The following is a 23,526-nucleotide window of genomic DNA, read 5'->3' as shown; positions in this document are numbered from 1 at the left end:
GTAGAAGGCACGGTACGAGGAGTCAAGGTTGCGCGGAGCGAACTCGGCACCCACCGAACGGGTTCTCGATGTCATCGAGTTGCTCAGCCACCCCGAGAACAGAACGATGCGGTTCTCCGACGTGGTACGTGATCTCGACCTCTCGCAGGCGACTGCGCACGCGATCCTGAAAACCCTGTCCGACCGCGGATGGGTCCAGCGGGATCCCGTCACCAAGACGTTCAGCCTCGGCCCAGCGCTGTCACTCATCGCATCCCGCCTAGACAGCGCCCGTCCCCTCGCGAACCTGGCACACGATGCGGCGCGCCGCCTCGCCACCGCAGTCGACGTGCCCGCCTCGGTCATCGAGCGCGCCGGCGACGACCTGGTCATCACGGCATTCGAACAACCGAAGGGCGGGGCGATCTCGGCGTCGCCGAACGAGCGGATTCCATACACAGCGCCGTTCGGCGTCGCGTTCGCCGCGTGGGACACGCCGGAGGCACAGCGGGCGTGGATCCAGCGGGCGGCGGCCGACGACGCGGCACTCACTCGGCAGCTGACCGATGTTCTCACGCAGACCCGGGAACGCGGCTACGACATCGATTGGATGACTCCGGCGCTTGCGCAGGCGGCACACGCGATCGGTTCACTGTCCGATCACGCACTGCCGGTCAACATGCGTTCCATCATCGATCAGTTGCGGGTCGAATTCACCTCAGCGGCACTGACTTCTGATGATGACCCCCGCGCGCCTCGCCCTGTTGCCACCATTTCCGCGCCGGTCCTGGACAAGGGTGGCCGCATTCAGCTGGTCCTCGGCGTCCATCCGGTACGCCCAATGACAGCTCGCGACGTACAGCGGACGGCGAAGCCACTACTCGACGAAGTCGCTCGACTCAGTACTACGTAGCTCAGCCGTTCCAGGATTCTGGCGTCACGCGGATCATCACCGACATTTGTCGGTGGTTCGAACTAGTGTTCGAAGCATGAGGTCGGGATCGGATCGGGATGCGATTGTCGCCGCGTACGACAGACTTGACGCGGCGTACGACGAAGTGGCGACTTTGAGCTACACCGCTGTGACCGTGCCCGAACGGCTGACACTGCTCCACCGCTTGGAAGCCATGCGTCGTCGCCAGCCAACCATTGAGCACACCCTGATTCAGGGGTTGCTTAGCGAGATTGCCCCAGGAGAGCTATGTGCCAAGAACTGGAGCGAGGTGCTGCAACAACGACTGCGGATCAGTGCCCACGATGCGCTTCGGCGCTTGAACGAGGCGAAGGATCTGGGTCCGCGGACAACGCTCACCGGCGAAACACTGGAGCCGATGTTGCCTAACGTGGCCAAGCGCCAGGCAGCGGGCGAACTCGGCGGCGAGCACGTCCGGATCATCCGCAAGTTCTTGCATAACCTGCCGGCTGCGGTCGACTATGAAACGCGCGAAGGCTGCGAGGAGACCTTGGCGCAGGTCGCCGCCGACCAAACGCCCGACATATTGCGTAAGGCAGCCGACCGTTTGGCCGCACTGGTCAATCCGGACGGGGAATTCGATGACGTTGATCGCGCAAGACGCCGTCACGTCACCATTTACAACCAGGGCATCGATGGGATGAGCAAGATTTCTGGATTGCTTGATCCTGAACTACGCGCCACACTCGATGCCGTTTTCGCCAAGTTGGCCGCCCCCGGGATGTGCAATCCCGACGATGACACTCCGTGTGTCGATAGCGACCCGTCCACCGAGGCAAAGAGCGCGGACACCCGCAACCAAAGTCAGCGCAATCACGATGCGCTGAAGGCCATGGGCCGCTTGGTGCTGGCCTCCGGTGAACTGGGTCAGCACAACGGATTACCAGTGACCATCATCGTGTCGACCACACTGCAGGAGTTGGAGTCGGAGAGCGGCCATGCGATAACCGGCGGAGGCACCCTCCTGCCGATGCGTGACGTGATTCGGCTGGCGAGCCATGCCCACCACTATCTTTCGGTGTTCGACAAACACACCCGAGAGCCGCTGTATCTGGGACGTACCAAGCGGCTGGCGTCGTCGGGACAGCGGATTGTGTTGCACGCAATAGACCGCGGCTGCACAAAGCCCGGATGTACCGCACCCGGATATCGGTGCCAAGTGCACCATGCCGAACTCGACTGGGCGGAGGGCGGCTTGACCAACATCACCGACGAGACTCTGGCGTGCGGTCCGCACAATCGCTTGGTCATGGAGGGCGGTTGGCGCACCCGAAAGCGACGAGACGGCACCACCGAATGGATTCCACCACCGCACTTGGACAGTGGCCAAAGCCGTGTCAACAACTATCACCACCCCGAGCGGTATTTAACTGCGGCAGAGAAGGGGTCGGAATGAAGATCCTCGTTGCCACGCGCCTGACACAGGGGACGGCGCCGACGGACTATCACCACTGCGTCGAAGGCGAATTGGTGTGGATGCAGGAACCCTGCGACCGAGACTTGAGGAACCCCTCTATGCCATGCGGATGTGGCCGCGGCTTCACAGGCGCCGCATCACATCGTGCGACCACGACCGCAATGGTCGTCGACACCGAGATGACACGCGAAGAAGTCGTGCTCGCGTTCAATACCAGCCTCGTCGATGGCGGATGGCCAAGCGAGTGGGCAGAAGCAGTTGCCGACGACAACCTCGAGATCGCTGCTCAGCTTCCCGCGGGAACCATAATCATTCGAGAATTGGAGAAGTACTTTCTCCGAGGGGCGCTTTTCCAAGGTCCGGGTGCTGACTAACGAAACCGTGCACGCAGCTCATTCTTCAGAACCTTGCCGGTGAGGTTGCGCGGCAGCGCCTCCAGCACTTCGAGCCGCTCCGGGCTCTTGTGTCGGCTCATGCCCGCTTTCGCACAATGCTCGGCGAGTGAGGCCAGCGTGACTGCGTGTCCGGGCCGCGGCACGACGACGGCACACACCCGTTCGCCGGTTCGTTCGTCTGGCACTCCAATGACTGCGTTGTCGGCGACTGCCGGATGAGTGGCCAGCACTCCTTCAATCTCTAGTGCCGAGATGTTCTCCGCGTTGCGGATGATCGCATCCTTGATGCGCCCGGTGACGACGACGTTGCCGTCGGCATCGATACGTCCGCGGTCGCCGCTGCGGAACCAGCCGTCAGTGTCGAACGCATCAGCATTCAGCGACGTGTCAACGTAGCCGAGGAAGCACTGCGGCCCCTTCAGTCGAAGCTCCCCCTCCTCCCCCGGCGCAGCTTCACGCTCGGAGTCGTCGACGACGCGAACGGTCACCCCTGGCACTGGGCGGCCGACCGTGTGATCGAGCACCTCGGGTGATCCGTCTGGCGGTGGCGAGGTCACGACCGGGAACTCGGTGAGGCCCCAGGCGTTCGCCACTCCGGCAACCGAAAGCGTCTGGCGTACTTGGCGCCCCAGCTCGGCGGTGATCGGCGCCCCACCTCCCACGCAACCGCGCAGATCGGGAAATAACGGCTCTACACCGTGTTCGCGCTGCGCGGCCATATAGGCGACAAAGAAGGGCGTCGCCGAACCGAGCATCGTCGGCCGGTGCGCAGCGACCGCCTTCGGCGTGAGCACCGGGTCGAACGCGTCGAACAGCACCAAGCGCATGCCGGTCAGCAGGCTGGCCGCCAACATCGCGGCGCCACCGATGTGCGACACCGGAAAAGCGATCGGATTGACGTCGTTGCTGGAGGCTCCGAACATGCCGACCACGCCTGCCGACCCGGCGATCACCGAACGGTCGCAATGCCGCACGCCCTTCGGAGCCGCAGTGGTGCCCGACGAGTAGTAGACCCACCGGGGCAGAGTCGGCTCCGTAGGAGGGGCGGGTAGCGATGCGGGATCACCCGCGGGAAGCCGGAGGCCATCCGTGATCGGGGCGCCGTGATCCACGACGACAATCGTCATCGGCTGATCGCGGGCGAGCTCGTCGGCGAGCGCGACGTGATCGAAACCGCGCCACACACCGGGGACGATGATCACCTCGGTGCCGAGTTGCGCTGTCACGAAACGGACTTCGCTCTCCCGCCAGATGGGCAGGATCGGATTCTGCACGGCTCCGAGGCGCGTCAGCGCCACCATGACCACCATCGTCTCGAGTGTGGTCGGCAGCTGCCAGGACACTACCGACCCGTCGACGACTCCGCGTTCCGCGAGAGCCGCTGCGGTACTCGCGGCCGCATCGTGTAGCTGCGCATTCGTCAAACTGCGACCGAAGTCGTCGGCGAGGACCACGCGATCGGGATGTGTTGCGGCCGCTTCCTCGACCAGACTCCAGTACGTTCCGCTCATCAGCGGCTCGGCAGCAGCAGCCGCCGTTTGGCCAGGATGTTGCGCATCATTTCATTGCTTCCTCCGGACACCGTATATGCACGCGACCACAACCAGCATTCTCGCAGGCGCTGTTTCGCCTGCTCGACACTCGGATCGGCAGCCACGGTGCACACCATCGGCGCCAGTTCGGCGCCGTATGCCGAAACCCGGTGGTATGTCTCGGCGAAACTCAGCTTGGCGATGGAGCCGTCGCCGGGTCGTTCGGAGCCAGCCACCAGGCGTTCGACGTGGTCGTCGATGAACGCCTTCGCCACCTCCACTTCGACGGCCAACTCGGCCACCTTTTGGCGGATATCCTCATGTTCGAACGCCGGTTTGGCGTCGAGCGTGGCGTGCCGCGCCACCGTGACCAGATCATCGATCAGCAGCTCCAGCAGGATCACATTGCCGCCGATCCCGAAACGCTCGAAGTCCAAGCCCGCCATGATGATCGACCAACCTTGGCCGATCTCACCGATCAAGCTGTGTGCGGGCACCGTGACACCGTCGAGAAAGACTTCGTTCACCTCGATCGCCTCGTTGATCGTCCGGATCGGACGGACCTCGACACCGGCCGTCGACAACGGGACGACAAAGACCGACAGTCCGTGGTGGCGTGACGACGATGGATCGGTGCGAACGAGGGCCAGGCCCATATCCGCCCAGTGCCCGTCGGTGATCCACGTCTTCTGCCCGTCGATGACCCACGACCCGTCGGCCTGCTGCGCTCCTCTGGTCCGGACGTTGGCGATGTCGCTGCCGGCGTCGGGCTCGCTGAGCAACTGGCACCACACATGTTCGCTGCGCCGGATCGGCGGAAGCAGTTCGGCCTTCTGTTCCGCCGACCCGAAGTGCAGCAGCACGTGAGCTGCGAGGTTGACCTGATCCACAGGCCGCGGAGCACGGGCGCGCAGGATCTCCTCGCTGAGGATCCGGTCGTGCAGAGGATGGTGGTCGGCCGACCCGCCGTGCTCGACGGGCCAGTCGGCGCCGACGAATCCCGCGTCGAACAGTGTGGCGAACCACCTGCGTAGTTGTGCTTCCTGTTCAGGGTTCTCGGGGGCCCGGCGCCCCTCCCGCGCGTCGAACGGCGGTGCGTGTTCGGCGATGTGCGCCCTGACCCGGTCCCTGAACTCGGCCAACTCCGCGTCGCTTGGCCGGGCCCCCGGAGTGCTCACCAGCCGGCCTTGTCGGCGAATAGCGCGCGGCTCGCGCGAGCCGTCCCGAGCAGATAGGCGTTGGTGAACACCCGACGCAGTTCGTGGTGCAAGGGGTACTCCCAGGTGAATCCAATGCCGCCCGACAGTTGCATGCACTCATCGACGGCGGCGGGCGCCTTGGCGCTGACGAAGGCATGGGCTGCGGCGGACAACGCGATCGCATCCTTCGTGGCGTCCTCAGAGGTCAATGCTCGGGCGGCTTTCATGATGACCGCACGCGCCTTCGCCTCGAACACCAACAGATCGACCAGTCGGTGTTGCACCGCTTGGAAACTGGCGATCGGCACTCCGAACGCGATGCGCTCTTTGAGGTAGGACACCAGTCGCTCGAAGGTGGCCGAGAACGCTCCCAGCGAATCCGCGCTCAGCAGTAGCCTGGCCATCGCAAGCAGATGGTCCGCTCGTTCGGGCCCTCCGATCAGTACGCTGTCCGCCGCGGAGACGTCGATGCGCCATGCCGCGCGGCTGACGTCCAATAGCTCGTCGTCGGGACTTCGCGTCATCGCAGCGGATAGTTCGACCAGATGAATGCCGTTGTGGCCCAGGGTAATCAAGATGTCGATCACATCGCCAGAGGCGACCCGGACGGTGTCGCCGGACAATGCACACCCCGCTGTCGCGGTCCCGTCCAGCATGGCGGGCAACCACCGGTCCCGCACATCGGCGGGCGCTGAAGCCAACGCCGCAGCAGACAGCGCACAACCGAACCATGTCGACGAGTTCTGTACGCGGCCCAGTTCCTCGGCGATGATCGTCGACTCCACGGGGCGCCATCCGCTGCCGCCGAGTTTCTCCTCGACGAGCAGCCCGGTCCAATCCATGGCCGCGAGTTCTTTGAGAGAGTCCTGTGCGACTCGTCCGGTCAGGAAATCGCGTGCCGCTTCGCGCAACAGATCGAGGTCGATATCGTCCTCGTCCGCATCCCCCATTCGAGATCTAGCTCCGGGCGAGCAGGTTATCGGCGTTGTCCCGCATGATCCGCTTTTTAGCGGCATCGTCTAGCGGGTCGAGCAGTTTGACGAAGTCTGCAGGCTCTGCGAGGCCTTCGGCATGCGGATAATCCGAGCCCATCACAAGGCAGTCGTCATAACCCAGGCTCGTGACGATTTCGGGAACATCGTCCTCGGGGTACGGCACCACTCGGACGTGTCGCCGAAAGATCGCGGAGGGTTTCTCGGTCAGTTTCCCGCCGATCCACGGCCCGTTTCGGCCCATGCCCCGGCTCTTGTCCATGTGCTTTGTGAAGAAGGGCACCCACTCGGCCCCGTGTTCGGCGACGAGAACGTTGAGCCCGGGAAATCGGCCGAACAGATTGTCGAAGATGAGCGCGGAAAGTGTGTCTTCGATCGGACGTTGGCCGTAGATGTTCATCCATTGCCACGCTGACATATGCCATGAGGCGGGATCTGCATTTTGTCCCCAAGCCGGTGAGATCGCGTCGAAGTACCAGAAGGGCATGATGTGGAAGACGAGGACGCAACCAGCCTCCTGGAGGCGGGCATAGACCGGATCGAAGTAGGGGTCGCCCGGGGATCTACCGTAGGCCGGACCTGTCGGCAGCAGAACAAATTTCGCACCCTGCGCGATCAGGGCTTCGGTCTCGGCAACCGCCGAGTCGAGGTCGCGAAGCGAAAGGAGTCCGGTCGCGTACAGACGATCTTCGTAGTTGAAGCCCCATTCCTCGTCGAACCATCGATTGAACGACCGGAGATTCGCGTACAACGCTGCCGTGTCATCGACGTAGTGCTCGGCGGCTAGAGCCATTCCGCTCGGATAGATGACCATCCGCTCGACGTTCTGTTTCTCCATCACCGCGAGTCGCGCCGACCGCTGGATGTACTCCGGCTGCATCGGCTGCGGCTCGTAAGACTCCTCGGGATTGCCCGATCCCATCTGCCTCAGCATCTCCTTCAGCGAACCGGGGCGGTATGCGACGTCCAGGCCCAGCCCCCCTTCGCTGTTGAAGGTTGCGACTCGGTGCCCGGCGAGAATCACCTCCACTCCGTCCGCACCGCGCACCGTGGTGATCGCCCGGTCGTGAAATTCCTTGGGAAGGTAGCGGGTAAACGCATCTCGCGTCTCATAGCAGTGCGTGTCGCAATCGAAGATCCCGTAGTCGAGTCTCGTCGTCATCGCGCTCCTCCTTCGTGCGAGAATGCATATTCTCTGATTTAGGAAAAGATACTATCCTCGTCCGGGAATGCCCATCCCGGGGTCGGAACGGCAGGAGGTTGCGAGTGGCGGCAAGTGAGGCCGACGACCTCCGAGTGGCGGTGCGGGAGTTTCTGCATGCCAACTCGTCCAGCAGCCGGGTACGCGAGCTCATGGCCACCGAAGAGGGCTATGACGAGGTCGTATGGCACAAAATGGCCGAGCAACTCGGACTGCACGGCATCGCAGTACCCGAGCAGTACGGGGGTGCCGGTGCAGGGCTCCGCGAGCTGGCGGTCGTGTTCGAGGAGATGGGCGCGGCACTGCTGTGCTCTCCGTTCTTCTCCACTGTCGCGATGGCCATCCCGGCCATCATCGCCAGCGGCGATGAGCAGGCAATGACCGATTACCTTCCGTCGCTCGTCGACGGGACGCGCACCGCGACGCTCGTCCTCAACGGAGCACTCGACACATGGAATTCAGCGGCTGTGACCCTGACCGCGCAACGTGACGGCGACGGTTTCCGCGTGACCGGTGACGCCGCTCTGGTGCTGGATGGCCATACCGCAGACCTCGTGCTGGTCGCGGCCACCAGCGGTACCGGCATCTCGTTGTTCGCGATAACCGCCGATGCCGACGGAATGACTCGCGAACCGCTCGCGACTCTGGATCGCACGCGAAAGCTCGCCAGGATCCGCTTCGAGGGCGTCAACGCCCGCCTCATCGGAGACGACGGGGCTGCCGCGGGTGCATTGGCGAGGACCTACGACCTCGCTGTCGTCGCGCTGGCCGCCGAGCAGGTCGGCGCGGCGCAGCGGTGCCTTGACATGGCGGTTGACTACGCCAAGGAACGCATCCAGTTCGGTCGCGCCATCGGCAGCTTCCAAGCCGTCAAACACCGGTGCGCGGACATGCTTGTCCTCGTCGAAGGTGCACGCTCGGCCGCCGCGCACGCGGCCGAAGTCGCCGACGAGAGCGAACTGGCGATCGCCGCGTCGGTGGCGAAAATGGCTTGCTCCGAAGCCTTCCTGCAGGTCGCCCTCGACAACATGCGTATACACGGCGGAATCGGTTTCACCTGGGAACACAATGCCCATCTCTATGTCCGGCGGGCGAAAGCCACACAGTTGATTCTCGGCACCCCCGACTTCCACGCCCAGCGACTCGCGGACCTCGTGACCATCTGAAAGGACGCCCATGACCATCTCGTTCTCCCTGGAACTACCCACGCAGCGAGTGGACGCGGTATCGGAGTTCGTCACCGCCGAAGCAATCTCTGAGATCGCCAGTGTCGCCGAGGCCAGCGGCTTCCGTGCGGTACACGTCACCGATCACCCTGCTCCCGATGGGAAATGGCTCGACCACGGGGGGCATCACGCTCTCGATCCATTCGTCGCGCTGTCATTCGCGGCCGCAGCCACCACGGACGTGAATCTGCTGACCAACGTCTACATCGCGGCATATCGCAACCCTTTCCTCGGTGCGAAGTCGATCCAGAGTCTTGCCGTTCTCTCCGGCGGGAGGCTGATCCTCGGCACAGCGGCCGGCTACCTCAAGCCCGAATTCAAGGCTCTGGGAATTGATTTCGACAGCCGGGGTGCCCTACTAGACGAGGCTCTCGACGTACTCGGCAAGGTACTCACCGGCGATGATGTGGCCTATCAGGGCACGTCATTCGCCGCGCGCGGAGTGCGACTCTACCCCGTACCTGCGACTGCCCCGCCCATTTGGGTGGGCGGCAACAGCAAGCCCGCCGTCCGCCGCGCGGTCACGAGGGCACAGGGGTGGGCGCCCTTCAATACCTTCGGTTATGCGGCGGCGTCGCGCACAGCGGAGATCTCGACGCTGGACGACTTGCAGTCGGCGATCGCGTGGGCCATGAAGTACGCAGCGGAGGTCGGGCGGACGGAGCCGCTGGACATCTGCTTCTCAGCCGGCAACCTGCTCGACGAGAGCAAGAGCACCGATGAACGGCACGCCACCATCGCGACGCTGGAGAGTATGGGGGTGACGTGGCTGACCGTCGCGCCTCAGGGGGCCACTCGGGCTGAGGTCGTCGACCACGCGCACGCGTTCGCCGAAGAGTTCATCGCATGAGGCTGGCGGCCGAGAACGCGTCCACCTTGATTCGGCGATGGGCGAACAGCCATCGTCCGCCGGAGGGAACCAGAATGTCCCGATACCGACCCCAGTGGTCGAGTCCGACGTCGGTGTGAACGGCGAAATAGCTGCTGACTTCCACCCTGTCGCGGGTAACCGATTCAAACCGGATACTCGAAACGTGGTGGCGCACATGCGTCGGCGTCTGCTTGTTCGGATCTGACTCCCGGACCATCGCCGAGCCCAAGCCCGCCTCGATCGCCGCAGGGCCTTTCAGCGGTTCAACGCCGCCGGTGAACTCGAGGACACCGTCAGGCGCGAAACAGCCCGCCAGTGCGTGCAGGTCGAACCGGTCGGTCGCAGCGGTGTAGTCCGACAGCGTATGCCGCACCTCTTCGCGGATGTCGATCTCCCAACTGCGCATCTACCCTCCTCTGGAAAAGGCGCTGCGCCACACGATAACGTCTGTTCTCATGCCGCAACCCAAACTGCTCGACCTCGTCAGGCCGGAGACGACCGCCATCGTCACCCAGGAATGCCAGGGCGGTGTGATCGGTGCGCAGGCCGGCCTTCCCATGCTGGCCGAGGAGGCGCAGCGGGAGGCGATCCCGAACATCGCCAGACTGCTCGAAGCGGCGCGTCCCGCGGGGGTGACCGTCGTCCATTGCCTGATCCACCGGCGCCCTGACGGTCGCGGTTCCAACACCAACGCTCGGCTGTTCATGGCGGGTAAGTCCTTCGCCGCCGATTTGACACCCGGCAGTCCCGGAGGGTCCGTGATTCCGGAACTCAATCAGCAGCCGACCGATATCGAGCTCACGCGCTACCACGGCGTCGGGCCCATGACCGGTACCGATCTCGACTCTGTTCTGCGCAATCTCGGCATCAAGACCATTGTGGGGGTTGGCGTTTCGCTCAACATTGCGATTCAGAACTTCGTCATGGACGCGGTCAACCGCAGCTATCAGTTCGTGCTGCCGCGCGACGCGGTGGCAGGGTTCCCCCGGGAGTACGCAGAGTCGGTCATCGACAACACCTTGGCCCTGCTCACGACGGTGACCACCACAGACGCCGTCGTCCAAGCATGGAATGAGCTTGCCGGACCCTGACCCGATCTGGATGTTGGCAGGCGTTGGTGATAACGTCAGTTCTCATTAGGCGTAAACGCTGATATTCGCTGCTCTGAGGAGGGTTCCCTCATGTCTCCGCGGTCCTTGCCGTATCCCATCTTCGACATCGACAACCACATGTACGAGACCCGCGATGCGCTGCTGAAGTATCTGCCCAAAGAGCACAAGGGCAAGGTCGGCTATGTCGAGGTGAACGGACGGCCGAAGCTGGTCGTCAAAGACCACATCAGCCATATGATCCCCAACCCGACCTTCGAGCGCGTCGCGCGGCCGGGCAGCGCCGAGGATTACTTTCTGGGCAACAATCCCGACGGTCTGAACTTCCGCGAGTTCATCGGCGAGGCAATGGACGTCATCCCGGCCTACCAGGAGCCCGCGCCACGCTTGGAACTGATGGACGAACTGGGCATCGACCAGTGCGTGATGTACCCGACCCTCGCGAGCCTCATCGAAGAGCGCACCACCGATGACGTCGTGCTGACACATGCGATCATCCACGCACTCAACGAGTGGATGCACGAGCATTGGACGTTCAACTACCGGGACCGCATCTTCGCGACGCCCGTGATCTGCCTGCCACTGGTCGACGAGGCCATCAAGGAGTTCCACTGGTGCCTGGAGCGCGGGATGAAGACCTTCCTCATCCGCCCTGCTCCGGTACCCAGCCGCTTCGGCGGTTCGCGATCCATGGGGCTCCCGGAGTTCGACCCGTTCTGGCAGGAGGTAGTCGACTCAGGCTTGCCCGTCACCATGCATGCCTCGGACTCCGGCTATCAGAAGCACCTCATGGAATGGGAGGGTGGTGGCGAGTATCTCTCCTTCAAGACGAGCACTCTGCGCGAGGTCGTGATGGGCTTCCGCGCCATCGAGGACACGTTGGCAGCCCTCATCTGCCACGGCGCTCTGTCGCGATTCCCTGACCTGAAGATCCTCGTCGTCGAGAATGGAAGCGGCTGGGTGCCGAACCTCCTACGCCTTCTGGAGAAGGCGTACAAGACGATGCCCAAAGAGTTCGACGAACATCCGATCGAGGTGTTCAAGCGCAACATCTACATCCACCCGTTCCTCGAGGACGACGTCAAGGGAATCGTGGACATCATGGGCGAGGACCACGTGATGTTCGGTTCCGACTTCCCACACCCCGAGGGCATCGGCGATCCGCTCAGTTTCGTGGACCGCCTGGAAGGCCTTTCTGACACCGCGAAGGCGAAGATCATGGGCGGCAACGCAATCAAGCAGTTGGGGCTCCAGGTCTCGGTATGACGCAGGCGCTCTCCTCCCCCAGGATTTACGAGGGTATCGCCGGGTTCGAAGCGCATGTCGGCGAGCATCTCGGCTACAGCGGGTGGCGCCAGGTCACGCAGACCGAGATCGACCTCTTCGCCGAGGCGACCGGAGATCACCAATGGATCCACGTCGATGCGGAGAAAGCCGCACAGGGTCCGTACGGTAAGACGATCGCGCACGGATATCTGACGCTGTCGTTGGTTCCCGTTCTCGTGCAACAGATCTATCGGGTGACCGGCTTGTCGATGCAGGTGAACTATGGAGTCGACAAGCTTCGCTTTCCCGCTCCGGTTCCCGTCGACTCGCGCATCCGCGCTGGTGCGGAGTTGGTGAAGGTGGAGCGCAACGAGAAAGGTGGCCGGGCCACCGTTCGGGTCACGGTCGAGGTGGAGGGCTCAGACCGTCCGGCATGCGTCGTAGACACGATCGCCGCGATGGTGGACGCCTGAGCCGGCTAGGAGTTGAGTAGCCGGTCACCGATGACCTTCTGCTCGCGTAGCGTTGTGACTTCCTCTTCGGACAGGCCCAACCCGGCCAATACTTCGGCATTGTGCTGACCGAGTGTCGGCGACGGCGTGTGGTGATGTCGCGACGGTCCGGGCGTGATCCGAAAAGGCCAGCCCGGGTATCTTTGTCGGCCCGAGAGCGGGTGCTCGAGCTCTTCGTAGAAGCCTCGCGCGTCGAGCTGGTCGACGTCGTACATTCGGTCGCCGGTCAGTAATCGCTCCGCAGGCACACCGCGGCGCCGCAGTGCGTCGGCGGCCTCATCCGGATTCTGCGTGGCCGTCCACTCGCGTAAGACCTCGTCGAACGCATCGTGGTTGGTTAAGCGCGCCTCCGCGGTGCCGAACCGCGGATCGTCAGCGAGCTCAGGCCTGCCGATCACGTCGAGCGTCGCGACCCAGTCGGCATCGTCACGCACCGAGATGGCCACCCATTCGTCCTCACCGGCGGCACGGTAGACACCCTGTGCGTAGCTGCGGTGCCGGTTTCCCTCTCGCTCGGGCACTCGACCGGTCAACGAGTATTCGATGACCGGTTCAGCCGTCACCACGGCCCCGACTTCGATCTGAGCGACCTCGATGAGTTGACCCTCACCGGTTTTGCGCTTGTGTTCGAGTGCGGCCAGGAGCGCGGCGGTGGCGTGCGTACCGACGACCGGATCCGCGGGTCCCTGCAGGTTGCATGGTGGGCCGTCGGGATAGCCGGTAGCCGCCGACATTCCCGATAGCTGCTCGAAGTTCAGCGCCCACCCGACGTAGTCGCGCCAAGGACCCTCGAGCCCCAGGCCGGGCATGCGCACCATGATCACGTCTGGATTGACCTCCACCAACGAGTCGTAATCCAGTCCGAACTGCTCCACCACGCGTGGCGAGAAGTTCTCGACCACCACGTCGGCCTCAGCGGCAAGCCGCAGTGCAAGTTCACGGCCGGCCTCCGACGTCAAGTCCAAGGTGATGTCGCGCTTGTTGAGATTGGTGGCCTGCCACATCGGCCCGACTTCGTACCAGTCATCGCTGTTGCGAAGCAGCGAACCCGAATACCGATGTCCGTCGGGACGTTGGATCGATTCCACCTTGACGACGTCTGCGCCGAACGCACCCAGGTACATGGTGAGATAGGCGCCGGACCAGAAGGTGCTCAGGTCAAATACCTTCAGGCCGGCGAATGGCGAATCGACGCGCTCCTGGACAGCGGGTGACGGAGCGTCAGCACGAGCACCCCAGTCCGCGGCGTGGTCCCCCAGCCGTGGCGCAGGCGTCGGGGCGCCCACCGGCGTCCTAGAGAATCGGAACGGAGCTCCCGGTCGCGAAAACCGCGCGCCCGCAACGTCACTCTCGATGAAGAACCCACGATCTCGGTATTGAGGTGAGTCCAGAATCGTTGCGCCGTCGTTGATGGGTGCCGCGGGTATCCGCATCGCCTGGCTCAGCTCCACGAGGTCGGCCACGGTCATCGAGTCGAGAAACGGCTGTGCCTTGGCGAAGAATTCGTCGCGCTCAGGCCCACCCAGCATGATGGCGATCTGCTTCTCACCGAATTCGGGAAGTCCGACCATCGCGCACACGTCGAGCCAGTGCTGGCCGGTGAGACAGTTGATCCCGATCCACCCGTCCGCGGCACGCACGATACCCAGCATCGGTCCGGCCTTTGAATTAGGCGGTAAGCCCATGCTTTTCAAGCGTGCTGCCATCAGCATCGGGTAGGGCAGGGTCGACAACAGCGCCTCGAACGTCGACACGTCGACCTCGACCACCCGGTCGGTGCCGGCGGCGATCCGCAATGCCGTCAACGCACCGAGCGCGGCATAGCCACCGGCGATGTACTCGGGGATACGCGCACCGGACTGCACGGGCGGCCGGTCAGGCTCACGAGTGCTCACCCATCCGGATGCAGCCTGGACCGTCAATGGCGTCGATTGGCGGTCACATCGTGGCCCGTCCTGTCCATAGTCAGAAATCCGAACGACGACAAGGTTCGGATTGATCTGTCGCAGGCTGTCGTCGTCGATACCCCAGTCCCAGCGAAGCGACGAACCCGGTGCGAGATTCTCGACCAATAGATCGGCTTGTGCTATCAGATCGCGGACCTCTTCACCGGCAGAATCGAGATCGACTGTCAATCCCCGCTTTCCGGCATTCAGATATTCGAACAGGCCACCGGACGCGCCCCAGCTTCGCAGCGGATCGCCGGACTGCGACTCGATCTTGACGACGTCAGCACCGAGGTCGACGAGAAGTTTCGTGCAATACGGTGCGGTGATGTCGGTTCCGAGTTCGACGACCCGCAGCCCGGCCAGCGCTCCGGTCACGCAGGCACTCCGATCGCCTTCGGCTCCATGTACGCCCGCAAACCCATGACGCCGCCTTCACGTCCGATACCGCTCTGCTTGAACCCGCCGAACGGCGCGTCTCCAGGAATTGTGCCGTTGATCGAGACCTGACCCGTTCTGATCCGTCGCGCAATGCCGAGTCCGCGCTCGATGTCGCCACCCCACACCGCGCCACCGAGCCCGTAGGCCGAATTATTGGCAATCGCAACCGCTTCGTCGTCGTCGCGATAACGCATCACGGTCAGCACCGGACCGAACACCTCCTCCTGCGCGATGTACGACTCGGCGGCGGCATCGGTCAAAACGGTGGGCTCGAAGTAGAAGCCGCGGTCGACATCCTTGGGGCGCCGTCCACCGGCGACGATCTTCGCGCCGTCGGCCTCGGCCCGTCTCACGAAACCCTCGACCCTCTCCAGGTGTCCACGGCTGATCAGCGGTCCCATTCCGACCGCCGAATCGGTGGGATCCCCCACAATCACGTTGCGCGCCAACGCGGCCAAGCGGTCGACGACGTCGTCGTGCAGCGCGTCGGGAACCAACAGGCGGCTGTTGAGAATGCATGCCTGTCCCGCGTGCAGCGTGCAGCCCTCGAAAAGCAACCGTTCGAGCATGTCATCGGTCAGCTCGACGTCGTCGAGCAGAATGCTCGCCGATTTGCCGCCGCACTCGAGCAGAATTCGCTTCATCGTTGTTGCAGCGCCTGCCATCACATCCCGGCCGACCGCGGAGCTGCCCGTGAAACTCACCATGTCCACCCGCGGGTCGAGGGTCAAGATCCGGCTGGCCTCGACGCTGCTTGGAGTGACGACGTTGACGACGCCCGGCGGAATATCGGTCTCGTCGTGGATGAGTCGCGCGAGTGCCAGACCGGCCAACGGGGTCAGCGGAGACGGCTTGAGCACCAGCGTGTTGCCGGCGGCGAGCGCGGCACCCAGCTTCATCACGTTGAGGGTGTGCGGGAAGTTCCATGGCGTCATCGCTGCCACCACGCCGAGCGGCTCGTAGCGCAACAGGGTGGTGCCGGCCGCACCCCAAGCATCCATCGGCGTCTCGGCCGGCTCCATCGCCAGCTCCGCAGCGTGTCCGACCATGAACGCCGGCCCGTCGACGTGGATCAGGCGTTCATTTGCTGTGCAGCCCCACTCGGCCTGAGCGAGCGCATTGATCTCGTCGCCACGCGCAAGCAGCGCGTCGCTGAGCTGCTGCAGGCAGCGCGACCGTTCCGCGGCTTCGGCGGCGGCCCACGACTCGAAGGCGTTTCGCGCCGCGCCGATGGCCTGCTGGACCTGCTCGGCGCCGGCATCCGGCGCTGTGGCGATCACCTGCTCGGTCGCCGGGTTGAGGACGTCGTACCGCCCGCTGTCCGCCTCGACCCAACTGCCGTCGATATAGAGGTCATAGCTGTCGACGAAGCTCGATTCGGCCATCAGTTCACGAGACCTTCCTTGGTGTCCGCTGAAATGCATGGTCGTCCGCCGAGACGTGCGCGACGTCCGACATATTGCTCCCCTGTGTACACCCATGACCGTGATGACGTCAACGTTATCCCGGGTTTAGCTGGGTGAATGATGATTGACATGGTCGATGCCAGTGCGGTAGACACATACCTGCCGGACACTGTCGCGAGATCTGTCCGATCAAACCATGTGTTGAGGAAGGCCCGCAGTGCCCACTGACTCCACCTCCAAACCAACGTCCACGCTCCCCCTGCACTCACCGGACTTCTATGCAGGCGACCCGTACCCGGCGTACCGCGAACTGCGCACCAGCACGCCCATCGTCTGGAACGACGCCACGAACTTCTGGGCGCTGACGAAGTACGAGGACATCCGCTACGTATCCGGTCATCCGCTCACGTTCACGTCGACGAAGGGCATCACCATCCCGGACCCGAGCCAGCCAGAACCGGTCCAGGAAGGCAATCTCATCTTCACGGACCCACCGCGGCACCGGCAGCTACGCAAGCTCATCAATTCGGGATTCACCCGACGTCAGGTGACGTTGCTGGAGCCGAAGGTGCGCGAGATCGTCAAGGGCATCCTCGATGACGTCGATCCGTCCCGGGAGTACGAGTTCGCCGAGGAGATCGCCGCCCCCCTGCCCACCCGGCTGATCGCCGAGATGCTCGGTGCACCTCCCGAGGACTGGGAGCAGTTCCGGGCGTGGTCCGATGCAGCCGTGGGCACGGCCGATCCTGACATCGAGCTCGACAACGTGGTCGCCCTCGGCCAGCTCTACGAGTACTTCACCAAACTGATCGATGCCCGCCGTTCCGGTGACGTCGTCGGCAACGACCTCCTGAGCATTCTGGCCGCCGCCGAGGTCGACGGTGAGCGACTCACCGACGCCGACCTCCTGAACTTCTCCTTCTTGCTCCTGGTCGCGGGCAACGAGACCACCCGCAATCTCATCGCATTGGGAACGCAAGCGCTGCTGGATCACCCCGACCAGTTCTCGTTGCTGCGCTCCAATCCGGAGTTGTTGCCGCTGGCCGTCGAGGAAATGTTGCGGTTCACCAGCCCTGTGACCCATATGGCACGCGAGGCCACCGAGGACGTCGAGATCCGCGGCCAGCAGATCAAAGCAGGCGAGAAGATCGTGATGCTGTACGGCGCGGCCAATCGCGATGCGGAGATCTTCGGACCCACCAGCGAAGAGTTCGACATCACCCGCAATCCGAACCCGCACATAGCATTCGGTGCAGGTGAACATGCCTGCCTCGGCGCACAGCTGGCACGACTCGAGGCTCGAATCATGTTCGAAGTGCTGCTGGGCACCTACCCGACGATCGAACTGACCGGCGACGTGACCCGACTCCGGGCCACGATGGTGCCGGGCGTGAAGAAGATGCCCGTACGTCTGAAAGCGAGTGTCTGATGGATTTCGACTACACACCGGAGCAAGAACAGCTCCGCAAGGACTACCGCGAACGCCTCGAGGCCGTGATGACCCCCGAGCGACGGAAGTCCGTCGCCAAGCTCGCGGAGGGCGGCGACGCGATGAGCGAGTGCAGGCGCGCGCTCGGTGCGGCCGGGTTGCTGGGCGTCGCCTGGCCGGTCGAATACGGCGGCAGTGGGCTGACCGCACTCGAGCAGTACATCTTCGGTGAAGAAGCGCGCCGGGTGAATGCACCGCTGCCGATGATCACGCTGAACACCGTCGGTCCCACGCTGATTCAGTACGGCACCGAGGAGCAGAAACAGGAGTTCCTGCCCGCGATCCTCAGGGGCGAGGTCGACTTCGCCATCGGATACTCCGAACCCGGCGCCGGCAGCGACCTGGCGTCACTGCGAACCACGGCAGTGCGCGACGGCGACCACTTCGTGATCAACGGATCGAAGATGTTCACCAGTGGTGCCGAGTTCGCCGACTACATCTGGCTGGCTGCCCGCACCGATCCAGAGGCCAAGAAACACAAGGGCATAACGGTGTTCATGGTGCCCACCGACTCCCCCGGATTCTCCTGGAAGCCGCTGAACACCATGCCCGGCGTGCAGACGTACTACACGTTCTACGACGACGTGCGTGTTCACGAGAGTGCGATCGTCCTCGGTGAGAACGAGGGGTGGAAGCTGATCACCAATCAGCTGAACCTCGAACGCGCCGCGTTGGGAAATCTCGGCGCACTCGAGCCGCTCTTCAGCAAGACACTGGAATGGGCCCAAACCACAGCGCTCGACGACGGTTTGGTGATCGACCAGCCGTGGGTGCAGCAAGCGCTGGCGCGGGTGGAAGCTCAGGTCGCCGCGTATCGACTGTTGAACCTGCGAGTGAACTCCAACATGAGCTCCGGAGCGCTCGGCATGGGCGAAGCCTCAGCCGCGAAGGTTTTCGGCACCGAACTCACCCAGCAGGTGGCCCGTGAGCTTCTCGACGTGGTCGGCCAGGCGGGCCTGCGCAAGCAAGAATCGGCCCCGCTGAAGGGCGAACTGGAAAGCGCGTACCGACTGGCCGTCATCAACACTTTCGGTGGCGGCGCCAATGAACTGCAACGCGACATCATCGCCATGGCGGGACTTTTGATGCCGCGGGCCCCCCGTGACATGCGAGCCTCCTGAAAGGAACAGTTACGTGACCGAACTCGCCAAAGACGAGCTACGCGAGCGCCTCGATGCACTGATCGGCACACCGACCGACGGGGTCGGCAAGCCGTCCCGCGCCCCCGACCCGGTGAATGCCGCGATGATCCGGCACTGGGCATATGCGCTGGACGACATGAACCCGGCGTACTTGGATCCGGAGTTCGCCGAGAACTCCCGCTACGGCGGACTGGTGTCACCACCGGTGATGCTGCAGAGCTGGACGATGCCTCCACCCAAACTCGCGGGCATTCACGAGCGCGGCGGTGTGCCGATCGAGATCAAAACCAATCCGCTGCAGTTCCTCTCCGATGCGGGTTACACCGGCATCATCGCGACCAACTCCGAGTTCGAAATCGAACGTTATCCCCGGGTCGGAGACCAGATCACCGCAGAGACGGTTTTCGATTCGATCTCCGATGAGAAGAAGACCGCGATGGGCAACGGCTTCTTCGTCACGTGGGTGACCACCTATCGCGATCAGAACGACGAAGTCATCGGACGGCAGTGGTTCCGGACCCTGCGTTTCAAGACGGGTGGCGCCCCCGCCGGAACGGCTGGGGACTGATGGCCACCAGACTCGCCCCCTCGATCAGTCCCGACACAGAGTTCTTCTGGTCGGGGTTGAAGGAGCATGAGCTTCGCATCCAGCGCTGCACGGACTGCAATACGCTGCGGGTACCGCCGCGGCCGATGTGCGGCAAGTGTCAGTCGCTGAATTGGGATTACGTCGTGTCGAACGGTCGCGGCACGGTGTACAGCTTCGTGATGCCGCAATATCCACCACTTCCTTTTCTCCAGTACCCCTACGTCGTTGCGCTCATCGAGCTCGACGAGGGCGTTCGCATCGTTTCGAACCTCTGCGGGATCGAACCTGCCGACATCGAGGTTGGAATGCCCGTCGAGGTGTTCTACGAGACTTTTGAGGCGCTTCCAAGTGGTGACGAGTTGACGCTGCACCAGTTCCGGCCCGCCGGCTGACCGAAGGCGAGAATTCACAATGGATTTCACATTCACCGAAGAACAAGAGACGGTCGGCAAGGTCGCCCGACAGCTGTTCGAGGCTCGCGCGACTCCAGAACATCTGACCGAACTCGAGTCCACCGATGTGCGTCACGACACCGCGTTGTGGAGCGAATTGGCGACCTCCGACCTGCTCGGTATCGCACTCCCAGAATCGGTGGGCGGCACCGGCGGCAGTTACCTTGAGCTCGCCGTTCTGCTCAGCGAGGTCGGGTTCAGCGTCGCGCCGGTGCCGGTATACGCGACGCTCGCGCTGGGTGCGGACACCATTGCGCGGCACGGAGACTCCGCATTGCAGCAACGGTACCTGCCTGGCGTCGTCGATGGCAGCACGATCCTCACCGCGGCGCTCGCCGAGCCGGGGAACTCCAACCCAGCCGCGCCGCGCACGACGGCTCGTGCCGACGGAGATTCGTGGCGACTCGACGGGAACAAGGACCTGGTGCCTGCGGCGCAGCTGGCCACGGCCATCGTCGTATCCGCACAAGCCGACGACGGGCCCGGCCTCTTCGTCATCGAAACGGCCTCAGACGGTGTCACAGTCACTCCGGTCGTCACGACGAATGGTGAACCACACGCTGATGTCGAACTGTCCGGCGTGGTCGGCCAGCGGCTGACCGAGCACGTCGGTGCCGACATCGTCAGCTCGCTGTATACCCGTGCCCTGGTGGCTCTCTGCGCGATCCAAATCGGCGTCGTGGAAAGGGCTTTGAAGCTTGCCGCCTCCTACACCAGTGAGCGTGAGCAGTTTGGCCGCCCCATCGGATCGTTCCAGGCCGTCCAACAGAGGCTGGCCGATGCCTTCATCGACGTTGAAGCCATCCGCTGGACCACCTGGTACGCCGCCTGGCTGATCGCCGAAGGGAGGCCGTGTGAGCGCGATGCCGCCATCGCCAAGTTCTGGGCCGCGGAGGCGGGCGCGCGGGTCACGGCCTCGGCTCAGCAAGTGCACGGGGGCATGGGCATTGACGTGACCTATCCGCTGTCACGCTATTTCCTGTGGGCCAAGCAGATCGAACTCGCTCTCGGGTCGGCGTCACAACAACTGGCCCGCCTCGGCCATACGTACTCGGAAGGAACGAAATGACCTCCACCATCGGGCGCACCACCACCCTCGCGTTCAACGCCATCAACGTCGGCGACGAAGTCACGCCGATGGATGTTCCCGTCACCACCACCCTGATCGTGGCGGGAGCCATCGCATCCCGTGACTACATGCCGGTGCACCACGACCGCGACTTCGCCAACTCGCAGGGGTCGAAAGACATCTTCCTCAACATTCTGACCACAAACGGGCTCTGCGTTAAATTCCTGCACGACTGGGCGGGTCCCGAGGCGATGGTCAAGAAGCTGTCGATTCGCCTTGGTGTCCCCGCATATCCGAATGACCCGATGCGCTTCGAGGGCAGCGTCACCGACAAATCGGTTTCGGACGGCGAGGGCCTCGTCGAGATCGCCTTCAAGGGCACCAACAGCCTCGGCGATCACGTGAAAGGCACCGCTGTGCTCAGCCTGCTCGACGGAGTGGATGCGTGACGCGAAGACGAGCAGCGGAGGCGGATCGCGCATGAGCAGGGACGGAATAGGCGGCAAGGCAGCGCTTGCCGGCATCGGACAGACCGAATTCTCGAAGGAGTCGGGTCGAACCGAGATGCAATTGGCCTGCGAGGCAGTCAAAGCGGCCATCGACGATGCCGGGCTACGTCCCAGCGACATCGACGGCATGGTGACCTTCTCCGTCGATGAGAACGAGGAGATCGAAGTCGCGCGCAACGTCGGCATCGAGAACCTCACGTTCTTCACGAGGGTGCCACACGGCGGCGGAGCCGCCGCCGGCACGGTGATGCAGGCTGTCATGGCGGTCGCGACCGGTGCCGCCGAAGCGGTCGTCTGCTATCGGGCGTTCAACGAACGCTCCGGATTCCGCTTCGGCGGCGCTGGACGTCAACCCGGCGTGACCCCGCTGTGGATGGCACCATACGCACCGTTCGGTTTCATGACACCCGCGGCCTGGGTCGCACTGCACGCTCAGCGCTACATGTCGACCTACGGCGTCACCAACGCCGACTTCGGCAAGATCTCCGTCATCGACCGCAAGCACGCGGCCAAGAACCCGGATGCCTGGTTCTACGAGAAGCCGATCACCCTTGAGCAGCACCAGGAGTCACGCTGGATCATCGAGCCGGTACTGCGCCTGCTCGACTGCTGCCAGGAGAGCGACGGCGGCGTGGCGATGGTGGTGACGAGTCTGGAGCGCGCCCGCGATCTCGCCAAGCCGCCGGCAGTCATCACTGCTGCCGCGCAGGGCGCGGCGTTCGACGGCGAAGTCATGACCAGCTACTACCGTGAAGACATCACGGGCCTGCCCGAGATGGGCGTGGTCGGCAACAAACTCTGGCGTGACTCCGGGCTCAAACCCGACGACATCTCGACGGCGTTTCTCTACGACCACTTCACCCCGTTCGTCTTCACACAGCTCGAGGAGCTCGGCTTCTGCGGGCGCGGCGAGGCCAAGGACTTCGTTTCCGTTGAGGAGTTGTCACTCGGCGGGCGACTGCCGATCAACACGAACGGTGGGCTGTTGGGCGAGGCCTACATCCACGGCATGAACGGCATCACCGAAGGGGTGCGCCAGGTTCGGGGCACGTCGTACAACCAGGTCGACAACGTCGAACATGTGCTCGTCACCTCGGGCACCGGCGTCCCCACCAGCGGACTCATCCTGGCCCCGGACCGCTGACCAGCTAATGTCGAGCGGTGAGTTCTGAGATGACGCAGGCCCAGGCCGCGCAGGCGACCGACACCCGGGATGCCATCATCTCGGCCGCGTTCGCCTGCTTCCGCACCCAGGGCCTCCGCAAGACGACCATCGTCGACATCGCGAAGGCAGCCGAAGTCTCCCGCAGCACCTTCTATGAGTACTTCCGGGACAAGGAGACCATCGTCGAGGCCTGCGCGGAGGCCGCCTCCCAGCGCTTCTACCGCAATATGGCCACAGCAATCGACCGCCACGGCGGCAGCACTCTGGAGGGCCGGCTGGTGCGAGCGGCGATTTTCGTCACCCAGGCACGCAGAGTCGTCGAGCCCGAGGCGTATTTCGACGAAGAGGAAGTCAACCTCATGATGACGAAGAACGCAGCCACGCTCCTCAAGGAATGTGCCGAGTTCCTCGCCCCCTATGTGGTTGCGGCCAGGCTTACCGGCGAGGTGCGCAGCGACCTCGACATCGCCTCGGCGACCGAGTGGTTCGCGCGCATGCTGTTCTCGCTGTTCACCACGCCCTCACCGAATATCGATATGCGCGACGACGACGGCGTGGCGGCCTTCGTGCGGCCTTATGTTGTCAACGGTTTCGTCGAGGACCGGTCCCGCAGGCGCTGAATCCGCTATCACGTCGCCTGGATCGT

At 63.7% G+C, this 23,526-nt stretch carries 23 protein-coding genes; 16 read left to right on the top strand and 7 right to left on the bottom strand.

Annotated elements, in window-relative coordinates:
* The first annotated feature begins 28 nt into the window (after window positions 1-28).
* From G6N42_RS01530 to G6N42_RS01520, 3 genes are all read left to right on the top strand, one after another.
* On the top strand, window positions 29-892 hold the full coding sequence (locus G6N42_RS01530) for a helix-turn-helix domain-containing protein (RefSeq protein ID WP_163725144.1): 864 nt from the start codon (window positions 29-31) through the stop codon (window positions 890-892).
* A 76-nt stretch (window positions 893-968) separates the two neighbouring features.
* The gene (locus G6N42_RS01525) at window positions 969-2,348 is read left to right on the top strand and encodes an HNH endonuclease signature motif containing protein (RefSeq protein WP_163725140.1); all 1,380 of its coding nucleotides are present in this window, start codon (window positions 969-971) and stop codon (window positions 2,346-2,348) included.
* Window positions 2,345-2,743: a DUF7715 family protein gene (locus G6N42_RS01520; RefSeq protein ID WP_163725136.1), complete on the top strand. Its 399-nt coding sequence runs from the start codon at window positions 2,345-2,347 to the stop codon at window positions 2,741-2,743. Before G6N42_RS01525 ends, G6N42_RS01520 begins: the two co-directional genes overlap by 4 nt.
* Here G6N42_RS01520 and G6N42_RS01515 read toward each other — a convergent pair.
* Genes G6N42_RS01515 through G6N42_RS01500 form a run of 4 tightly spaced genes read right to left on the bottom strand, consistent with a single transcriptional unit; the run spans window position 2,740 to window position 7,649 of the window.
* Window positions 2,740-4,275 carry a class I adenylate-forming enzyme family protein gene (locus G6N42_RS01515; RefSeq protein ID WP_163725132.1) on the bottom strand — a complete coding sequence of 512 codons (1,536 nt, stop codon included), beginning with the start codon at window positions 4,273-4,275 and terminating at the stop codon, window positions 2,740-2,742. The genes G6N42_RS01520 and G6N42_RS01515 overlap by 4 nt on opposite strands.
* A complete protein-coding gene (locus G6N42_RS01510) occupies window positions 4,275-5,474 on the bottom strand; it encodes an acyl-CoA dehydrogenase family protein (RefSeq protein WP_163725129.1) in 1,200 nt (399 codons plus the stop codon). The genes G6N42_RS01515 and G6N42_RS01510 overlap by 1 nt, the downstream gene beginning before the upstream one ends.
* Window positions 5,471-6,445, bottom strand: a complete 975-nt coding sequence (locus G6N42_RS01505) for an acyl-CoA dehydrogenase family protein (protein WP_163725126.1) — start codon at window positions 6,443-6,445, stop codon at window positions 5,471-5,473. The genes G6N42_RS01510 and G6N42_RS01505 overlap by 4 nt, the downstream gene beginning before the upstream one ends.
* A 7-nt stretch (window positions 6,446-6,452) precedes the next feature.
* On the bottom strand, window positions 6,453-7,649 hold the full coding sequence (locus G6N42_RS01500; protein ID WP_163725123.1) for an amidohydrolase family protein: 1,197 nt from the start codon (window positions 7,647-7,649) through the stop codon (window positions 6,453-6,455).
* 104 nt (window positions 7,650-7,753) lie between these two features.
* Here G6N42_RS01500 and G6N42_RS01495 point away from each other — a divergent pair, with 104 nt between their 5' ends.
* Complete coding sequence (locus tag G6N42_RS01495; RefSeq protein WP_163725121.1) at window positions 7,754-8,854, top strand: acyl-CoA dehydrogenase family protein; 1,101 nt, start codon at window positions 7,754-7,756, stop codon at window positions 8,852-8,854.
* 10 nt (window positions 8,855-8,864) lie between these two features.
* On the top strand, window positions 8,865-9,764 hold the full coding sequence (locus G6N42_RS01490; protein WP_163725118.1) for a TIGR03619 family F420-dependent LLM class oxidoreductase: 900 nt from the start codon (window positions 8,865-8,867) through the stop codon (window positions 9,762-9,764).
* On the opposite strand, the gene G6N42_RS01485 is transcribed toward G6N42_RS01490, so the two are convergent.
* The gene (locus G6N42_RS01485; protein ID WP_163725115.1) at window positions 9,754-10,191 is read right to left on the bottom strand and encodes a nuclear transport factor 2 family protein; all 438 of its coding nucleotides are present in this window, start codon (window positions 10,189-10,191) and stop codon (window positions 9,754-9,756) included. The two genes, G6N42_RS01490 and G6N42_RS01485, sit on opposite strands and share 11 nt — an antisense overlap.
* 49 nt (window positions 10,192-10,240) lie before the next feature.
* Between G6N42_RS01485 and G6N42_RS01480 the strand changes: the two genes are divergently transcribed.
* From G6N42_RS01480 to G6N42_RS01470, 3 genes are all read left to right on the top strand, one after another.
* A complete protein-coding gene (locus G6N42_RS01480; protein WP_163725111.1) occupies window positions 10,241-10,876 on the top strand; it encodes a cysteine hydrolase family protein in 636 nt (211 codons plus the stop codon).
* A 90-nt stretch (window positions 10,877-10,966) separates the two neighbouring features.
* Entirely contained in the window at window positions 10,967-12,160 is a 1,194-nt protein-coding gene (locus G6N42_RS01475; protein ID WP_163725108.1) for an amidohydrolase family protein, read from the top strand.
* Complete coding sequence (locus G6N42_RS01470) at window positions 12,157-12,633, top strand: MaoC family dehydratase (protein ID WP_163725105.1); 477 nt, start codon at window positions 12,157-12,159, stop codon at window positions 12,631-12,633. The genes G6N42_RS01475 and G6N42_RS01470 overlap by 4 nt, the downstream gene beginning before the upstream one ends.
* 5 nt (window positions 12,634-12,638) lie before the next feature.
* On the opposite strand, the gene G6N42_RS01465 is transcribed toward G6N42_RS01470, so the two are convergent.
* Together G6N42_RS01465 and G6N42_RS01460 are read right to left on the bottom strand one after the other, a co-directional pair.
* Window positions 12,639-14,996 (bottom strand): CaiB/BaiF CoA transferase family protein, encoded by a 2,358-nt coding sequence (locus G6N42_RS01465; RefSeq protein WP_163725101.1) that lies wholly within the window; start codon window positions 14,994-14,996, stop codon window positions 12,639-12,641.
* Window positions 14,993-16,444: an aldehyde dehydrogenase family protein gene (locus G6N42_RS01460; protein WP_163725098.1), complete on the bottom strand. Its 1,452-nt coding sequence runs from the start codon at window positions 16,442-16,444 to the stop codon at window positions 14,993-14,995. Before G6N42_RS01460 ends, G6N42_RS01465 begins: the two co-directional genes overlap by 4 nt.
* A gap of 280 nt (window positions 16,445-16,724) precedes the next feature.
* On the opposite strand from G6N42_RS01460, the gene G6N42_RS01455 reads away from it, so the two are divergent.
* The 8 genes from G6N42_RS01455 to G6N42_RS01420 are packed head-to-tail and all read left to right on the top strand — an operon-like array spanning window position 16,725 to window position 23,500.
* Window positions 16,725-17,894, top strand: a complete 1,170-nt coding sequence (locus G6N42_RS01455) for a cytochrome P450 (RefSeq protein ID WP_163736803.1) — start codon at window positions 16,725-16,727, stop codon at window positions 17,892-17,894.
* Entirely contained in the window at window positions 17,894-19,075 is a 1,182-nt protein-coding gene (locus tag G6N42_RS01450; RefSeq protein WP_163725096.1) for an acyl-CoA dehydrogenase family protein, read from the top strand. The genes G6N42_RS01455 and G6N42_RS01450 overlap by 1 nt, the downstream gene beginning before the upstream one ends.
* 13 nt (window positions 19,076-19,088) lie before the next feature.
* On the top strand, window positions 19,089-19,664 hold the full coding sequence (locus G6N42_RS01445) for an FAS1-like dehydratase domain-containing protein (RefSeq protein WP_163725093.1): 576 nt from the start codon (window positions 19,089-19,091) through the stop codon (window positions 19,662-19,664).
* Window positions 19,664-20,077, top strand: a complete 414-nt coding sequence (locus tag G6N42_RS01440) for a Zn-ribbon domain-containing OB-fold protein (protein ID WP_163725090.1) — start codon at window positions 19,664-19,666, stop codon at window positions 20,075-20,077. Before G6N42_RS01445 ends, G6N42_RS01440 begins: the two co-directional genes overlap by 1 nt.
* 19 nt (window positions 20,078-20,096) lie before the next feature.
* Window positions 20,097-21,206, top strand: a complete 1,110-nt coding sequence (locus G6N42_RS01435) for an acyl-CoA dehydrogenase family protein (RefSeq protein WP_163725087.1) — start codon at window positions 20,097-20,099, stop codon at window positions 21,204-21,206.
* On the top strand, window positions 21,203-21,655 hold the full coding sequence (locus tag G6N42_RS01430) for a MaoC family dehydratase (protein ID WP_163725084.1): 453 nt from the start codon (window positions 21,203-21,205) through the stop codon (window positions 21,653-21,655). Before G6N42_RS01435 ends, G6N42_RS01430 begins: the two co-directional genes overlap by 4 nt.
* Before the next feature lie 31 nt (window positions 21,656-21,686).
* Complete coding sequence (locus G6N42_RS01425; RefSeq protein WP_163725081.1) at window positions 21,687-22,859, top strand: lipid-transfer protein; 1,173 nt, start codon at window positions 21,687-21,689, stop codon at window positions 22,857-22,859.
* A 29-nt stretch (window positions 22,860-22,888) separates the two neighbouring features.
* Window positions 22,889-23,500: a TetR/AcrR family transcriptional regulator gene (locus G6N42_RS01420; RefSeq protein ID WP_163736800.1), complete on the top strand. Its 612-nt coding sequence runs from the start codon at window positions 22,889-22,891 to the stop codon at window positions 23,498-23,500.
* Window positions 23,501-23,526 lie beyond the last annotated feature (26 nt).

Origin of the sequence: Mycobacterium gallinarum, from assembly GCF_010726765.1 — a bacterium.
GTDB classification, from domain to species: domain Bacteria; phylum Actinomycetota; class Actinomycetes; order Mycobacteriales; family Mycobacteriaceae; genus Mycobacterium; species Mycobacterium gallinarum.
The sequence above is the reverse complement of the archived record's forward strand: the minus strand, read 5'-3'. Positions and strand labels throughout refer to the sequence as shown.

Coding starts and splice junctions, on each gene's coding strand:
- G6N42_RS01490 (WP_163725118.1), top strand. CDS start 8,865: ATGACCATCTCGTTCTCCCTGGAACTACCCACGCAGCGAGTGGACGCG.
- G6N42_RS01485 (WP_163725115.1), bottom strand. CDS start 10,191: ATGCGCAGTTGGGAGATCGACATCCGCGAAGAGGTGCGGCATACGCTG.
- G6N42_RS01420 (WP_163736800.1), top strand. CDS start 22,889: ATGACGCAGGCCCAGGCCGCGCAGGCGACCGACACCCGGGATGCCATC.
- G6N42_RS01430 (WP_163725084.1), top strand. CDS start 21,203: ATGACCTCCACCATCGGGCGCACCACCACCCTCGCGTTCAACGCCATC.
- G6N42_RS01460 (WP_163725098.1), bottom strand. CDS start 16,444: ATGGCCGAATCGAGCTTCGTCGACAGCTATGACCTCTATATCGACGGC.
- G6N42_RS01515 (WP_163725132.1), bottom strand. CDS start 4,275: ATGAGCGGAACGTACTGGAGTCTGGTCGAGGAAGCGGCCGCAACACAT.
- G6N42_RS01440 (WP_163725090.1), top strand. CDS start 19,664: ATGGCCACCAGACTCGCCCCCTCGATCAGTCCCGACACAGAGTTCTTC.
- G6N42_RS01520 (WP_163725136.1), top strand. CDS start 2,345: ATGAAGATCCTCGTTGCCACGCGCCTGACACAGGGGACGGCGCCGACG.
- G6N42_RS01475 (WP_163725108.1), top strand. CDS start 10,967: ATGTCTCCGCGGTCCTTGCCGTATCCCATCTTCGACATCGACAACCAC.
- G6N42_RS01505 (WP_163725126.1), bottom strand. CDS start 6,445: ATGGGGGATGCGGACGAGGACGATATCGACCTCGATCTGTTGCGCGAA.
- G6N42_RS01500 (WP_163725123.1), bottom strand. CDS start 7,649: ATGACGACGAGACTCGACTACGGGATCTTCGATTGCGACACGCACTGC.
- G6N42_RS01450 (WP_163725096.1), top strand. CDS start 17,894: ATGGATTTCGACTACACACCGGAGCAAGAACAGCTCCGCAAGGACTAC.
- G6N42_RS01470 (WP_163725105.1), top strand. CDS start 12,157: ATGACGCAGGCGCTCTCCTCCCCCAGGATTTACGAGGGTATCGCCGGG.
- G6N42_RS01480 (WP_163725111.1), top strand. CDS start 10,241: ATGCCGCAACCCAAACTGCTCGACCTCGTCAGGCCGGAGACGACCGCC.
- G6N42_RS01435 (WP_163725087.1), top strand. CDS start 20,097: ATGGATTTCACATTCACCGAAGAACAAGAGACGGTCGGCAAGGTCGCC.
- G6N42_RS01525 (WP_163725140.1), top strand. CDS start 969: ATGAGGTCGGGATCGGATCGGGATGCGATTGTCGCCGCGTACGACAGA.
- G6N42_RS01425 (WP_163725081.1), top strand. CDS start 21,687: ATGAGCAGGGACGGAATAGGCGGCAAGGCAGCGCTTGCCGGCATCGGA.